We start from the raw sequence: 16,531 nt of genomic DNA on the forward strand, positions 1-16,531 counted from the left end.
CACCTTTGTTTTTAATTTAACGTCGTGAAGTTATTTTAACAATAGAACTAAAATTAATAAAGGTTAAATTATTATTTTTAATATTAACGTCCAAGGATTGAAGCATTTTATATTCTTTATCATCATCATATTTAATAATGATACCAATGTTTTTTAAATGCTGATATTTATCATTTTGTTCAGAAACACTAACAAGTTCAATATTATTTATCTTTTTTATGATATCAAAATTAATTGTCTTTTGAAAATGAATTTGATAGTTATCGCCATCAATATTAATTCCTATATTCATTTCTAAATTAATGTCATTAGTAGGAGAAAAATTATTCATATCATTAATAGCTTCTTGAAATAATAGTGAAATAAGTGAAATAGAATTATCTTTAAAAGTAATTGGATATATTACACCACTAGGAAGAACATTTGGATATAATTCAATAGAATTTAAATCTTTAACATTAAAATTGTTATTTTTAAAAATTTTTTCATTTGGTTCTTTATTTTGACATTGAATATTTATTGAAAACTCGATAGTATCTTGCAATTGATTTTTACCAACAATTGTTACTATTATAGATTTTGGTTTTTGATAATTTCCAGTAATCGCATTACTAGTAATAATATAATCTTGATCATTAAAATCTTGATGTCATTTTTGCTTACCAAACTCATTTATTTTTTTACTAACAAGGAAAGCAATATGATTATCAATATCCACTTTGCTAACATTAGTATCATCAATAACATCTATTTGTTCAGTATTTATGCTTTCATCATTTTCCAATGATGACTTAATAGCAAATAAAGATTTTACGGTATTATTGGCTGTTAGATTAATTATCAATTGGATAGTATCTTGCAATTGATTTTTAGCAACAATTGTTACTATTATAGATTTTGGTTTTTGATAATTTCCAGTAATCGCATTACTAGTAATAATATAATCTTGATCATTAAAATCTTGATGTCATTTTTGCTTACCAAACTCATTTATTTTTTTACTAACAAGGAAAGCAATATGATTATCAATATCCACTTTGCTAACATTAGTATTATCTTCAATAGTTATTAATTGATTAATTACACTTTCATCATTTTCCAATACTGTTTTAATAACAGATAATGATTTTTTTGTTCAACTACCTTGAACATTAAAATTAATATTTAATTGACCTTTAATAATTTCACTACTATTTTTAGCACAAATAACAACTGTTATTTTCTTTTTTATCATATAATTATCAAAATTTTTTATTGAATCATAATTAATAACAAAATCACTTTTTGTTACTTTATCTGATAATGATTTTTCTTTATTAATTTCTTCTAAAAATTTCTCTTCAATAATTTTATTAACTTGAGATTCTATTTCATTTTTAGTTCCTTTTGTAGCATCTGACATTACTACTGTTTGTGATGGAATTGTAATTCTATTGTCTAAATCAAAAATATTAAATTTTTCCGGAATAACATCATTTTCAACACTAAAATTGAAATTTAAGTCACAAGGAAACAAACCATAATTACTACCAAATTGATTAACACTCATTTCAATTTTAAACTGTTTTATTTTTTCTTTATAAGATGGTATTTTTATTGAAAAATTATTTTTAAGTGCATTTTCATCATTAATTTTAATATTAATAGCTGGATTTACTGGTAAATGTACAAAAAAATTATTAGGAATATCTATTTTATTTATTTGTAACACATTATCAATCTTTTTTAATAAATCACTAAGATAAAAATTTTTTAGTTTTTTATCAGTAGATATTAAACTAATATTGTTTAATTTATCCTTGTAATCTATCAAATTATATTTTTTATTTGTTGGACAATTATTCTTATAATAATCTTCTCAAGTTTTATCTTGATTAGGATTTCAGTTGTTGGAATTATTAGTATTTATGGCACTATTTCATTGATTATTTGCAATTATTAAAATCATAGTAGTAATAATTAAAACAACCACAACAAATAACAAAGAAAAAATTTTAAACCAATGTTTTTTTTCTTGCTTAACATTAGGTTTTTGCTTATAATTTGATTTTTCATTTTGATTAATGCCAATTTTATACATTATTTCCTCCACCAAAAATCGATAATAAAACACAAAAAAAATTTATAATGATTAAAAAATCACTACAAAGCAACAGCTAAATTATATAAATAATAAATATAACAATAAAACTTATAAATTAATTTTTAAAATTAAAAAAATAAAATTAAAATATAAATTTTATTGTTGTCTTAATTCTATCATAGTAATTTTTATTAAATATATTTTTTGTAACTATTTTTTAATTTTAACTTTACTCGTGTTCAAGCATTATCAACTTGCTTATAGCTTAAATTTAATTTTTTCATAATTTGATGAACATTATATCCTCTTCGCTTTAATTTTAAAACTTCATTTTCATTAGTAGTAAAATTTGTAATACTAATAACTTCTTCCAAAAATGAAGTATATTCATAATCATTTTTTTGATATAAATAATCATTATATTTTAAGGCACAATTAATAATTTTATGATTATTATTTAAAAAACTTTTAACATAAGTAAATACTCCTCATTTTACTTCATAATATAAAAAATTTTGAAATGACTTGTTTTTTCTTTCTTGAAATTTAAAAATTGCCTTTAAAAAAATAAAATAAAAAGTTGATTTTAAATCATTTGTTTCCAAAGGAATAGCAAAAAACTTTTTAATAATATTTCGTAAAAAAAAATCATTTTTCAATTCATATTTTTTATATAAAAAATTAAAAGCAAATTCATTGTTTTCAATACAATACAAATAAATCAATTCATTATCATTCATAATTAAATCCTCCTAAATATTTCAAATAACAAACTAATTATGAATTACTAATCAACTAATTATTTAAAGTTATGATGTATTAGTATTTAATTTTGAAATTCTTAATATTACATATTTGATCCATAATCACGTTTAATAGTTGTTTGACTCACTATTGATGATGAATCTAACAAATTTATCTTATCTTTAAAGATTTCTACTTCTGTTTGTGGTATGTAGTACTTAAATATTTCTCTTCTAGTTTCATTAGCCACTTTGTCAATTTCCTGTTCTTGATTTTGATTTCAATTTGATGATAAACTAAAAAAATCTTTTAAAAACATTTTATTTTCAATAGTTAACTGATCATAATTTTTAATTGTCAAAGCAATTTCTTTTTGTAATAGTAAACAAGCGTGATTTCATGCTGAATTTCCTGAGTTATCTTTATAATCAACATCAATTGGTCATTTATTAATTAAATAAGTTACTAATTTTTATCAATCATTTATTACCGCTATATGTAGTAATGAATAATTTAGTTCATCAAATACTAAACTATTAATAACTTCTTTTTGTCAAAAAATTTCAATATTTGAATTATTTTTTTCATTTAATTTTTTAATTTCATTTTGCAAATATTCTAATGACTCTATTACTGATTCTTCTTTTTCTAATCAATTATCATCATCTCCCTTTATAATATAGATTATTTTTTCATAACAATTTCCTTTAAAAATCATTATTTCATTTTTAAATTTTAGAAATTCTTTAAATGTTTTTATTATTAAATTTTTATTTTTAATAGAGCAAGTTAAAGCAGTAAAACCACCTTGATTTTTATGATAAACATGAGCTTTGTATAATAATAAAATATTAAAAATTTCAATTCTTCCATTTTCAGCAGCAAACATTAAAGGCGTATTACCATCACAATCTTTATAACTAATATCAGCACCGTTATCTATTAAATGCTTAACTATCTCAAAATTACCCCTTCTAGTAGCTAACATTAAAGGTCTATTGCCATTTTTTTGACTTTCATAATTAACAGCAGCAGCACTTGCCAATAAAACCTTAACTACCTCCAAATGACCATATTCAGCAGCAAACATTAAAGAGGCACTACCATATCTATTTTCATAATTAACAGCAGCACCATTTTCCAGTAAAACTTTAACTACCTCCAAAAAACCACTTTCAGCAGCTAACATTAAAGGTCTATTGCCATTTTTTTGACTTTCATAATTAACAGCAGCAGCACTTGCCAATAAAACTTTAAGTGCTTCCAAATCACCAACTTCAACTGTTTCAATTAACAGTTCATTTACTAGTTGCATACTATTCACATTTTCCTTTCAAAAAATAAAAATCACTTATTTTTTAAAAAACTATCATAAAAATAATTATTTTTGTAATTTTTTGACATTACATATTTGATTAATTTAAAGAATAATAAACTACTTATGTTATTATCAACTTTATGTTAATAGTTACTTTAACAAATAAATTTTATAATAATATATAATATTTATAAAACTTAATAATAAGTTTTTTAACTCATTACTTTCATAAAAAGTAAATGAGTTTTTTTATTTTGAAAGGAAAATGTGAAACAAATGTATTTAAATATTTTAAAAAACTTATTTAAACGTAGAAAAAATCATTATCCAAGTAATAACAGTACAGATATTGAAAATAACGAGTTTTTTTTCTTCTACAATGAACAAAAAATATTATCAAAATTAAAAAAATTAAGTGAAGAAAAAGATAAAGAATTAGAAAAATTAACTAATGAAAATAATAACACTCCCAAAATAATATTACTTTCTTCAAATATTTTAGAACTAAGATCAAAAATTTGAGCTTTGGAAGAAATGTTAGAAAAGAAAATAACAACAAAAATAGAACAATTAGAAAAAAGTAAAATAAATAAATATAAAAATTTTTTTATTAAATTTTTTACTTTTTGAATTAAAGATAAAAACAAATGTGTTAATAATAAAATAAATAAGATAAATTCTGACTATACAAATATTAAAAACAATTGTAAAGAATTAGAAAACCATTTAATTGATCAAATAAATATATGCAAAAATTTAAAAGAAAAAAAATGAAAATTTTCAGAACCAAATCTAATAAATAAAGAAAAAACATTTACACCTAAAATATAAAAGTATCTTTTTAAAAAAATATAAGTTCTTAAAATTTACGATAATTTTAACGTTTCAACGTAAATATAGTTTGCAATAATACCACAAGCAACGCTAGCATTAAATGATTCTATTTTTGGACTTATTGGTATTTGAACAATATAATCGGTATGTTTTAATAACTTTGGACTTATCCCTTCACCTTCATTACCAATAATTAATGCTAAGTTGCTACTACAATCAATAGTAAAATAATCAATTGCTTTTGCTGTTTTAGCAGCAGCCAAAATTCAAAATTTATATTTTTCTTGTAAATTATTAATTGCGGAAATTAAATTATTAACTTGACAAACTGGAATAATACTTAGAGCACCAGCTGCAGCCTTTGCAACTGCACCATTTATTTCAGATTGATTACGATTTAAAACAATTACACCATCAAAGTCATTACCCGCTGCAATTCTTAACATTGAACCAAAATTATGTGGATCAGAAATACGATCTAAAATTAAAATTCTTAAAAATTTAGATGTTGAATCAATATTAATTAATTCATCAAAAGAAAAATATTGATAGTCTTTAACATTAGCAGCAATATTTTGATGTTTAGTAGTACCTAATAAATTATTCATTGCTTGTAAACTAATAATTTCATAAGGAATATTTACACTTTTTAAATCTTTTTTCAATTCTTGGTACTTATCTTGAACTAAAAAAACTTTTTTAATTTTTATTAATGACGATGTTGATAATGCAGCAATAATAGGGTGATAACCATAAATATATTGTAATGCCATAATTTTGCTCCTTTAAATAATATTCAAATCTTTTAATTCTTGACGAATTTTATCAGCTTCTTGGTATTGTTTTTCCTTTTTTAGTTGTTCTCATATTTTAATTTTATTTTTAATTTTTTCAGAATAATTACCAACTTTAAAATCAAATCCTAATATTTTTAAAGCAAAGGTAAAAGTATAAAAAATTTCTTGAAATTCTTCATTAAAATTTTTTTTAATAAGTGCTTCATTTAATTTTTTAATCATATTTTCAATTAAAGTAATAGTATTGGTTGTATCAATATTATTTGATAAATTTTTAATAATTTGTTGATAATAAATTGAATGATGATTATTATTACATATTATATTGTTAATAAATATTTGATATGTTCATTGTTTTAAAACATTTTCATATTTTTTTGTTGACACTAATCCATTTTCAATTGTTTCCTTATTAAAATCAATTGGTTGTTGATGATCACGATTTAATATTAAATATCGCAATACATTTGGATGATATTGCTGACAAAATTCTTTAACCAAAATAAAATTATTTAAAGATTTTGACATTTTTTCATTAGCAATATTAACATGACCATTATGTCATCAAATATTTGATATTTTTTTATTATTAACTGAAACAAATTGAGCTCGTTCATTTTCATGATGAGGAAATTTTAAATCAACACCACCACCATGTAAATCAATAGTTTGACCATTAAATAAAGCCTCAACAAAACAAGCACACTCAGTATGTCAACCAGGTCTTCCTTTTCCTCATGGACTATTTCAACTAATACCTATTGTTGTTGATTTTCACAAAGCAAAATCTAGATTATTTTCTTTAGCAACTAAATTTTTAATTCTAAAATTTGGAATTAAATCTTCAATATTTTTATGTGCCAAACTTCCATAATCTTTTAACTTATTAACTTTAAAATAAACATCACCAGCAGTAACATATGCATAATCTTTAATAATTAATTTATTAATAAATTCAATAATCTTTGAAATATATTCACTTACTTTTGGTAATTTTGTAGGAGAAATAATATTTAATTTTTCTAAGTCTTCATAATATGCTAACGTATATTTTTTAGTAACTTGTTGTTCTGTTATTTTTAAATCCGCAGCTTTCTTAATAATTTTATCATCAATATCAGTAATATTATGAACATAATTTATTTTATAATTTTGATCAATTAACAAACGATGTAAAACATCAAAAACAAGTACACCACGAATATTGCCAACATGAATATAGTTATAAACAGTAGGACCACATAAATACATATTAACTTGCTTTTTATTAGGGGCAAGCGGTTGCAATCTTTGTGAAAAACTATCATAAATTTTAATCATTTAATTAACCCTTCTTAATAAAGTTTAGTTTTCATATACTCTATTATACTGTAAAGAATATCAATCTGTAACAAAATAATTTTTTAAATTTAAAACTCTCTTTAACAAAGAGAATCATTAATAATTAAAAAAGTATTAATTATTTGAAATTTCATAATTTTTGATAGATATCATTTTTATGTTTTTATTTTTTTTCAGTTATATATAAATTTCCTTTATTAGCAGAAGTTATTGTTCCTATATAAATAGTATCATTAATATTTGTTAAACTTCAAACTGCACCATTAGTATTCTCTCAATCAAGCATCAATCCAAAACTTTTATCAGCTTTACTTTTATATATTTTTCCTTCACCATTATTATTTTTTATTCCTACATAAAGTGTACTATCAACATTTGTTAAACTTGAAACTTCACCATTAGTATCTTTTCAACCAGATACTGGCTCAATCTTAGCATTAATATCATTAGTATTTATTTTATATAAATTTCCCTTTTTATTAGCAATTGATGTTCCCACATAAAGCACACCATTAATATTTACTAGAGCATGAACTTCACCATTATTATCTTTTCAATTAGAAACTTTTTTAAAAGTATCACCAGTATCGCTTTTATATAATCTTCCATTACCATTGCTAGTTATTGTTCCAACATAAACTGTACCATTAACATTTAATATACTTAAAGCTACACCATTACTAGCAGTTCAACTAGTAAGATCAGTAACTTTATCATAACTATTAATTTTATATAATTTTCCACCTTTAGTATCTTTTGCTCCAACATAAACTTCACCATTATTAGTACTTACTAAAACATGAACTTCACCATTAGTATCTTTTCAACCAGATACTGGCTCAATCTTAGCATTAATATCATTAGTATTTATTTTATATAAATTTCCCTTTTTATTAGCAATTGATGTTCCCACATAAAGCACACCATTAATATTTACTAGAGCATGAACTGCACCATTATTATCTTCTCAATTAGAAATTTTTTTAAAATTAGTAATAGTACAACTTAAAGAAACTTCGTTTTTATAAGTACCTTTACCATTAATAATGATTTTTGCAGTGTCAATAAAACTTTTAATATCAAAATCATCTTCAGTTAGATCAATTGCTTCTTTATTTTTATCTTTAATAGCTTTTAAAATTTCAGATTTATTTGGTTTGTCCAATTGACCAATGTAAATAATACCTAATTCCTTTTTAATAATAACTGTATTTAAATCAGTTTTTTCTACTGGTGAAGGTCTTTCTCCACCACAAGTGACGACACTTATACTTGTTACTCCAATTAAAGTTACTACTGCTAGACTACTTAGTAATTTCTTCATATATCTTTACCACCTAATCTTTAATATTTTAATACAATCATTTTACATGATTTCTATATCAATAAAAATAAACATGCTATTAAAATTAAAATAGTAATATTAAAAAATTACTATTAATTTAATATATTCTCAATAAAGAGATAAATTTAAAAATGTTACAAAAAATATCAGAAATTTTAATTAAATAATTATTTTTTGGTTTATTCTTCAGGTACTCTATTATATTGTAAAGATTGCGGATCTGTAGCGAAATAATATTTTTTAAATTGATTTTCTAAATTTAAAGTTTTCTTTAATGCAGAATAACAAGTAACAATTAAAAAAACATTAACCGTTAAATCAATAGGATATTTTATAACTCTTAATGGAAAATACATTAATCATAAAGGTGGTAATCCAGGAAATAATATTTTTAATGCAATAGGATCAGTACCAGTAATAATTAATGAAGTAATAGCATAAGCAATTGGCAAATATCAATAAAATGTCTTTTTACTATAATAAATTTTACTAAAATTTAATACTAAATAGTAAGGTAATATACATCATAAAATACTAGTAAAAGTAAAAAATAAACATGGTGATGCACCACCAGTACTAAATAATAAACCTAAAAAATCACTGGCAATACCACTAAGAAAACCTAATATTCCACCACAAAAGAAACCTATTAAAACTAATATAAAATTACCCAATTTAATTTCAAAATATTTAGAAAATGGTAAACTTTTTAACATTAAAGCACCTGTTGTATTTAAAGAAACAGCTAATGCTAACATTATTCCACTTAAGCAAATAAATTTTATTTGCTTTATCTTTTTTTTATTATCTTTATAATCAAAAACTGTGATTAATAAAAAAGTAATTAAAATTAACACTCCACCAATTATATTCAATAACAATACATTCATTTAATTACCACCCTTTTTTATCATAATTATTTTCTTTGTTCTTAAATAATTATAAACATCTGCTAAAAAATAACAAGAACCCGTAATTAAAATTATTTTATGAGGGCTACATTTAATCATTTTTTGATAATCAAAAAATTCACCAGTAATACTATTTAAATTACTATTACTACAAATAATAATATTATCTGAGACTTTTTTTAAACAACTAATTAATTTTTGTGGATATTTATTTTTTAAACAAGAAAATATAATTTGTTGAGGAATAATTTTATTAATTTTTAGCGTTTTAATTAATGCTTTAATACCATCAATATTATGAGCAGCATCAAAATAAATAGTTTTATCATTAATTTGATATTTCTCAAATCGTAATCTAATATTAGTATTATTAATGATTTTTAAAGCTTGTTTAATATTAATTTCTAAAAATGTTTTTGAAATTACTGTTAAAACTAATTCTTTATTTTCTTGATAGTATGGTTGATTGATTAATCTTGGAGAATATATAGGTTTATAACCTTCCATATCGATTTGCTTTTTTAATTTATTATTTAAATTACCTGAAATAAAAAGATTTTTTGTCGTTGATTTTACTATTCCCAATTTTTGATGTAATATTTCAGATGTAGTTTTATCAAGTCTATCTTGATGATCTTTACCAATTGAAGTGATAATAGCATATGTTGCATCAATGATATTTGTAGGATCAATTTTTCCACCAATCCCAACTTCAATTATTACTCATTGCACATTTTGTTCTTGAAAATAAATTAATGCAATTAAAGTTAAAATACCAAAAAAACCTAATTGATAATATTCAATATCATCAAAAATCAAGTCTCTAATACGAACTAAATCTTGATTACTAATCATTCTATCATTAACAATAATTCGTTCATTAACAAACTCAATATGGGGAGAAGTAAACAAACCAATTTTTTGTTTTAAGGTTTGTGATAATATAGCAAAAATTAAACGCGATACTGAACCTTTACCGTTTGTTCCAGTTACATGAATATACTTAATATTATTGTTTAAATACTTTGGAGTAATAATTTTTAATTTTTTTAAACAATCTTTATTTGAATATTTAGATATTTTTTTAAAAAATTCTTCATTCATATTTTTAAAATCCTTTATTTAATAATTATTATTATCAATATTAATTAAAGGATTAACAGTTCTTCAAGTCACATAAATTATAATTGAATTAATTATAATTTTAAGAGGCGCTTGCACAATTCTCATAATTGCTGTTACTCCATAATCCTTGGCATTAGGATCAAATAAAGTCATATCAGCATAGGAGGCTATAAGCACTGTTGTTACATACTCGGCTACTACCGCTAATAAAATAATTGGTAAAATTTCTTTAATTCTATAAATTTCTTTTTTCAATAAATAATAAAATAAAACACTATAAATACTTAATAGGCCAATAATGCCACCACCACCCATAATACTAGCCAGAACATATTTATTAACAATAATTCCTGACATAGAATATGATGATTGCTTACCTGAAATAACAATATACATGCCACCACCAGCAAAGAAAATAATAAAAAAATTAATTAAAGCAAAAATAACTCATGGATAATCTTTTAGTTTTACTTTAAATATTCCAGCAATTCCTGCCAAAAAACCAGTGAAAATAATACAAAACATATAATAAATGCTAATATATGAAGGAACAAATAACATTACTAAAATATCCGTTACTGCAGCACAAATAATACCTATAATTGGACCAAACATATAACCGGTTATTTTAATCATTAAACCCTCAAAAGCAATTCTAATTGGTGGTAATACTGTAATGGGTATCGTAATAGAAACAATAATAGTTGCCACAACTGATACCGAAGATAACATTGTTATATAAGCAATATTTTTAGTAGTAAAACGAACACCTTTATATTTATCTTTACGAAATCATTTTCAAAAACTATTCATTAAAATATATGCTAACATTATGCTACTTAAAGTAATAATTAAATAAATAGCTGTAGATCTACTAAATAAATTTAAGGTATTTAAATCATATCGTTGAGAAAATATGTGATTAAATATTAAATTATTGGGCATTTAAATAACCACCATTCCCGAAATATTCTTTAAAACTATATTAATTTTAACAAATATATCATAACATTGTTTGCTTAAATACATATAATAAAATTAGTATTTTTTTATTTTTATCACTTAATGGGAGTTTTATTTTTTGAAATCAATCAATTATTAGTTTTGCTAAATGGTCTTGAATTAAAAAAACCATTATAAGCACTTAAAGGTGAAGAATGTGCACTCTCAATAATAAAATGTTTTTCTGTGTCAATTAACATTTTTTTATTTCTTGCATTTTTACCTCATAAAATAAAAACAAGATTAGTACAGTTTAAATTTAAAAATGATAAAACATGATCAGTAAAAGTTACTCATTGATATTGTAAATGACTATTAGGTTGACTTTGTCTGACAGTTAAAGTTGTATTTAAAAGCAAAACTCCCTGTTTAGCTCAAGTTGTTAAATTACCATCATTATCTTTTTCAATATTTAAATCATTTTTTAGTTCTTGAAAAATGTTTTTTAAACTTGGTGGTAATGGAGTATTTGTTTTAACACTAAATGCTAAACCATGAGCTTAATTTGGCTGATGATAAGGATCTTGACCTAATATTATTACTTTAACCTTTGATAAAGGAGTTATTTTAAAAGCTTGAAATATTTCTTCTCATTGAGGATAACAAAGATAAGTCTGATATTCTTTTTTAATATCTTCTAATAATTTAGTAAAATATGTTTCTTTATATTCTTGTTGAAAAAATTCTAATCATGAGGAATCAACAAATAAAGTTTTATTATACATTTCTTTCACCTACTACTTATGATAACTTTGATTATTAAGTATTTGTAATGAACGATATATTTGCTCTAATAAAACAACATAACATAATTGATGAGGTAATGTTATTTTACCAAAGGAAATTTTAATTAAATTAATATTGTCTTTTAATATTTGTGCGACACCATTACTACCACCAATAATAAAACCAATTTTACCTTGTTGATAAATTTGATTTTTATTAATCATCTGTGATAATTGTTCGCTACTTATTAATTGTCCTGATAAATCTAATAAAAATCATTGATAATCATTATTCTTTGATATGTATTCAGTGATTTTATTAGTTTCAATTTTAATATTATTAGGAATTGAATTTAATTTAGACTCGATAATATTTTTTGTTTCAATATTAGTTCGTTTTTTAATTCGTTCTAAATAATCTTTGGCAGCTGATTTTCAATATGTTTGTGACAACTGACCAATACAAACAATTTTAATATTTATCATTATGATTCTGAAAAAGTCATGTTATTTATTCTTTCATGAACCACTTTATCTGGGTTACGAAAATCAACATCACCCAAAGCTTTATCAATAGTATTTGGATTAATAACAACTATTTCTTTTTTATTTTTATCAACTCATAAACTAAAACTTACATCAATTTGAATATTAAAATCAATTTTAAAAGTTTTATTCATTTTTGAATCTTTCATTATAAAGAATAAGTGAATTCAACCTTTTTTAATAATGGTTTTATTTTTATCATCTTTAAAGTCAGTAATTTTTGGTGAAACAATACTAGTTTTAGCAACTTTTGAAGGATTTTCTGCTTCTGTTGCTGTTTCATATGTAACATATCAATAACCATAATATTGCTGTTTAGATATATCATTATCAGTTAAACCAAAAACTAAAATACTTCCATTTGCATCTTTACAACTAAATGGTTCATTCATTACTTTATTTGGATCATTATTAACATTATAATTAATACTCTCATAATTACCTGATTTATATTGATCACTATTATAAAAATCCCTAGCAGCATCTGTAACTTCTAATGCATTACGATGAATTCTAATTTTGTCTGCTGCTAGTTGCATAAATGCAGTAAGTGGTTTATATAAAAGTTTAGTATCATATTGATAGTATTTATTATAAACATAATCAACTAACGGATCACCATCTTTGTTTGATGGCTCGTTTTTAAAATTTGTTTCAATCTTTGAACCATCTCCAGTACCACAAGCCACAATAGTACTCACAGAAGAAGAAAGTAAACTAAGTGTTGAAAATAAAGTGATTAATTTACGCATTTGATTGTTATTCTCCTTAAACTAAATAATAATTAAATATTCACTAAAAATTGTAACTTATTTTTTTATAAAAAGCAAAAGGAAATTCATATAGGTAAAAATACATTTTTTAAAATTAAAATATTAATGTTTATTTTAATATTTTAATAAAATTATTATTATCATAAAAGGAATTAAATTTTTATCGTTGATAATTGCTTTTGCAAATCTATTTCATCTTTAAAAGATCAGATTTATTAATTTTTTGTTGAAATTTCATTGCTTCTTCATATGTTGGTAATTTGTCTTTATTTTATTCTAAAATTTCTTCATTTAAAATATCGTTAGTATTTTTCATTAAAAAAAATTAAAGACTTCCAAATGATTATTTCAAACGACTAACATTAAAGCATTATATCCATATTCATTTACTTGATAAAGATTTCATTATTATCTATTAAATACTTGACTATCTCTAAATCATTATTTTTGATAGTTAACATCAAAATAGTGAAATCATCTTTAATTACATAATTTATACTAACACCATTCCTAACTAATAATTTAACTTTTTCTAAGTTATTATTCATAATGACTTGTATCATTTTTTCATTTTTCTTATTAAGAAATACTCTTTTTTCCTAATGTACTTTTTTTCTCTTTCTATAAATTAAACTTGATACAATAATAAATTTAATCTTATTAGTTTAAATTGTATTTAATATTTCTGCTTTTGTTTCCAAAGGTAATTGAGATTCTATTAAGCCCATATTCTCTCATTTTTGTTTGCTTGCATTTTTTGATTCTTCTGATAAAGGTTGCTGTAACTCTGGAATTTCAGTACTTATTAATTTTCATACTTCATTTAAAGATGTTAATTTTATTTCTTCTTCATTTAATTTATTTTTAATTTTTTGTTCTTCTTTTTTTAAATTTTTTTTATTTAAACTATTTTTTAAATTATCACAATTTTCAGTAGTTTTTTTAATTTCCATTGCAAAAAAATCTCTAATATTTTCCAATGTTGTAGATAAATCTTTTACTTCATCTTCATGTAATTCCTTTATTGAAATTAATTTTTTTTCTAAATAATTTATTTGAAATTCTAGTTTTTCAATTGTTTTATTTTGTTCTTCAATTTTTTGATCTTGTCAACTAGGTTTCTCATTTTCTTGATTTATTTCGGTTTGGATTTCAATACTTACTAGTTTTGATTGATTAATTGTTCTTAAAGACTCCTGAATTTTTTCCTTTTTTTCTCTAATTGCATTTTTTATTATTTTTTTTTCTTTTAATTTAAAATTAATTTCTAAAGTTGTGAAATCATCTTTAAATTCATTTTCTATTTTTTCTTTTTCTTCTCTTATGTTTTCTAAATTATTTTGAATGTTAAAATTTTCATTAAATTTTTTAATATTGTCAGCATTTTCTTCTCAATAATTTTCAATAATCTTAATAAATTCTATATTTTCTAATTTATTAACTTCTTTTAAGAAATTAATAAATATTTTTTGATCTTTACTAATATTTTTAATTCATTTTTCTTTTATTTTTTTAAGTTCAAACATCATCGTATGTTTATTTTGCTTAAAAAAATCCTCAATTTTATTAATTTTATCCTCAATTTTTTTTATTTTTTTATCATTAATACTTAACTCAGTATCATGTCTTGTAATATTATCTTGTAACTCCGTAATATAATCATTCTTTTTCTTAATATCACTATTCTTTTTTTTAATCACTACATCTATTTCTTTTAAATATTGTTTTTTTCCTTTTTTATCATCTGAAATATTTGGAATAAATATTTGATTTTCAATATTATTTTTATTTTCTTCTAAATCTTGCAAGTAAGTAATTTTTTTAATTTTTATATTTTTCTTTCGTTTTTCTAAATTTTCAATTTGTTTTCTTTTTTCTGCTATCTCTTTCTGATGCATTCTAATTTGTTCTTTTTTTTCTTCTAATTCATTTTTAAATAATTCTATACTTTCTTTCACTTTATCTTTAGTTTTAATAATTTCTTCTTGTTCACTTATTAATTCTTTTTCTCGATCATTATATTTTTCAAATATATCATTGTATATTCTTTCTTCATTTTTAATAATTTTTTTAATATATCGGTTAAATATGTCATCTATTAATTCAAAGAAAAATACAAAATTTTTATCAAATTTACTTTTTAAATCTTTATCTTCATTTAAAATTAATTTATATTCATCTCCACTTTTCATTCTAAATGCTCAAAAAGATAAAATTAATTGAGTCATAACTTCTTCTTTAAAAAGATTTTCAAAAATTTTCTCTTTTTTATTTTCTAATTCCTCATTTTTTTGATATAGCCTACGAATTTCTTTATCAATTTTTATTTTTAATTCTCGTGTTTTTTTTAAAAACTCTTTTTTATTTTCAAAAATATTTAAATTTATTGTTTTTAAAAAAATAATATCATTACTTATTGTTTCACTTAAAAAATTAAAAAGATTAAAATAATCTGTGATTTCAGTAAACTCAGTACTATTTTGACTACCCTTATTAATTTTATTTTGTTCAATTAATGTTTTATTTTTTTCCAAGAATAATAATTTTTCATTTTGTTCTTTAATTTTACTATCAAGTTCTATTAAAAAATAATCTAATTGTTTAATTAATTTTAAATCTTCTTTTTTTTCTCAAAAATAAGAAAAAAAATTATATTTTAAATCATTTCTTAATTCTTTAATTAATTTATCTAAATCAGTTTTTTTATTTTCTTTTAATTGAGTTAATGGTGCTGATGTACTTGGGTTTTCAAAATCAGTATCTTCTGAATTAGAAAAAAAGTTATCTTTTTCATTATACTCTTTAAAAAAATTCTTAAAAGTTTCAACAACTTCGTCTAAATTTTCATCAGTTAAAGGATAATTTCTAAATTTTTTTATTAATTCATTAAATCAAGGCATAAATCTTATTCTCCTAAATTTTATTTATAAAATAAAAAAACCAATTGTTTTTAAATAAAACAATGGGTTTGAAAACTTATATTTTTC

At 21.5% G+C, this 16,531-nt stretch carries 17 protein-coding genes; 1 reads left to right on the forward strand and 16 read right to left on the reverse strand.

The features are described from left to right. Window positions 1-16: 16 nt before the first annotated feature. From AAHM95_RS02705 to AAHM95_RS02720, 4 genes are all read right to left on the reverse strand, one after another. Window positions 17-2,080, reverse strand: coding sequence for a hypothetical protein (locus AAHM95_RS02705; RefSeq protein WP_342274025.1), 2,064 nt, complete (start codon window positions 2,078-2,080; stop codon window positions 17-19). Between the two features lie 194 nt (window positions 2,081-2,274). Then, window positions 2,275-2,823, reverse strand: coding sequence for a hypothetical protein (locus AAHM95_RS02710; RefSeq protein WP_338974386.1), 549 nt, complete (start codon window positions 2,821-2,823; stop codon window positions 2,275-2,277). A 107-nt stretch (window positions 2,824-2,930) separates the two neighbouring features. Further along, window positions 2,931-3,188: a hypothetical protein gene (locus tag AAHM95_RS02715; RefSeq protein WP_338975645.1), complete on the reverse strand. Its 258-nt coding sequence runs from the start codon at window positions 3,186-3,188 to the stop codon at window positions 2,931-2,933. A gap of 111 nt (window positions 3,189-3,299) precedes the next feature. Continuing rightward, window positions 3,300-4,142, reverse strand: coding sequence for an ankyrin repeat domain-containing protein (locus AAHM95_RS02720; RefSeq protein WP_342274026.1), 843 nt, complete (start codon window positions 4,140-4,142; stop codon window positions 3,300-3,302). 279 nt (window positions 4,143-4,421) lie between these two features. Between AAHM95_RS02720 and AAHM95_RS02725 the strand changes: the two genes are divergently transcribed. Then, on the forward strand, window positions 4,422-4,976 hold the full coding sequence (locus tag AAHM95_RS02725; RefSeq protein ID WP_338961609.1) for a hypothetical protein: 555 nt from the start codon (window positions 4,422-4,424) through the stop codon (window positions 4,974-4,976). Between the two features lie 35 nt (window positions 4,977-5,011). On the opposite strand, the gene rlmB is transcribed toward AAHM95_RS02725, so the two are convergent. From rlmB to AAHM95_RS02780, 12 genes are all read right to left on the reverse strand, one after another. Next, the gene (gene rlmB / locus AAHM95_RS02730) at window positions 5,012-5,752 is read right to left on the reverse strand and encodes a 23S rRNA (guanosine(2251)-2'-O)-methyltransferase RlmB (protein ID WP_342274027.1); all 741 of its coding nucleotides are present in this window, start codon (window positions 5,750-5,752) and stop codon (window positions 5,012-5,014) included. Between the two features lie 12 nt (window positions 5,753-5,764). Beyond that, window positions 5,765-7,096, reverse strand: a complete 1,332-nt coding sequence (cysS, locus tag AAHM95_RS02735; RefSeq protein ID WP_342274028.1) for a cysteine--tRNA ligase — start codon at window positions 7,094-7,096, stop codon at window positions 5,765-5,767. A 184-nt stretch (window positions 7,097-7,280) separates the two neighbouring features. Then, window positions 7,281-8,441: a hypothetical protein gene (locus AAHM95_RS02740; protein WP_342274029.1), complete on the reverse strand. Its 1,161-nt coding sequence runs from the start codon at window positions 8,439-8,441 to the stop codon at window positions 7,281-7,283. 200 nt (window positions 8,442-8,641) lie between these two features. Further along, entirely contained in the window at window positions 8,642-9,352 is a 711-nt protein-coding gene (locus AAHM95_RS02745) for an ECF transporter S component family protein (protein WP_342274030.1), read from the reverse strand. After that, window positions 9,353-10,477 (reverse strand): Mur ligase family protein, encoded by a 1,125-nt coding sequence (locus AAHM95_RS02750; protein ID WP_342274031.1) that lies wholly within the window; start codon window positions 10,475-10,477, stop codon window positions 9,353-9,355. A gap of 18 nt (window positions 10,478-10,495) precedes the next feature. Next, window positions 10,496-11,443, reverse strand: a complete 948-nt coding sequence (locus tag AAHM95_RS02755) for a hypothetical protein (RefSeq protein ID WP_281748707.1) — start codon at window positions 11,441-11,443, stop codon at window positions 10,496-10,498. A gap of 110 nt (window positions 11,444-11,553) precedes the next feature. Continuing rightward, window positions 11,554-11,991 (reverse strand): uracil-DNA glycosylase, encoded by a 438-nt coding sequence (locus AAHM95_RS02760; RefSeq protein WP_342274368.1) that lies wholly within the window; start codon window positions 11,989-11,991, stop codon window positions 11,554-11,556. A gap of 9 nt (window positions 11,992-12,000) precedes the next feature. Then, on the reverse strand, window positions 12,001-12,225 hold the full coding sequence (locus tag AAHM95_RS02765; RefSeq protein WP_342274032.1) for a uracil-DNA glycosylase: 225 nt from the start codon (window positions 12,223-12,225) through the stop codon (window positions 12,001-12,003). Between the two features lie 12 nt (window positions 12,226-12,237). Further along, the gene (locus AAHM95_RS02770) at window positions 12,238-12,711 is read right to left on the reverse strand and encodes a 23S rRNA (pseudouridine(1915)-N(3))-methyltransferase RlmH (protein ID WP_252320439.1); all 474 of its coding nucleotides are present in this window, start codon (window positions 12,709-12,711) and stop codon (window positions 12,238-12,240) included. After that, window positions 12,711-13,523 carry a hypothetical protein gene (locus AAHM95_RS02775; protein ID WP_342274033.1) on the reverse strand — a complete coding sequence of 271 codons (813 nt, stop codon included), beginning with the start codon at window positions 13,521-13,523 and terminating at the stop codon, window positions 12,711-12,713. Before AAHM95_RS02775 ends, AAHM95_RS02770 begins: the two co-directional genes overlap by 1 nt. Window positions 13,524-13,930: 407 nt before the next feature. After that, window positions 13,931-14,107, reverse strand: coding sequence for an ankyrin repeat domain-containing protein (locus AAHM95_RS09640; RefSeq protein WP_338961588.1), 177 nt, complete (start codon window positions 14,105-14,107; stop codon window positions 13,931-13,933). A gap of 102 nt (window positions 14,108-14,209) precedes the next feature. Then, window positions 14,210-16,444, reverse strand: a complete 2,235-nt coding sequence (locus tag AAHM95_RS02780) for a coiled-coil domain-containing protein (RefSeq protein WP_342274034.1) — start codon at window positions 16,442-16,444, stop codon at window positions 14,210-14,212. Window positions 16,445-16,531 lie beyond the last annotated feature (87 nt).

Source organism: Spiroplasma endosymbiont of Phycita roborella, from assembly GCF_964031195.1.
Lineage (GTDB): Bacteria > Bacillota_I > Bacilli_A > Mycoplasmatales > VBWQ01 > Spiroplasma_E > Spiroplasma_E ixodetis_A.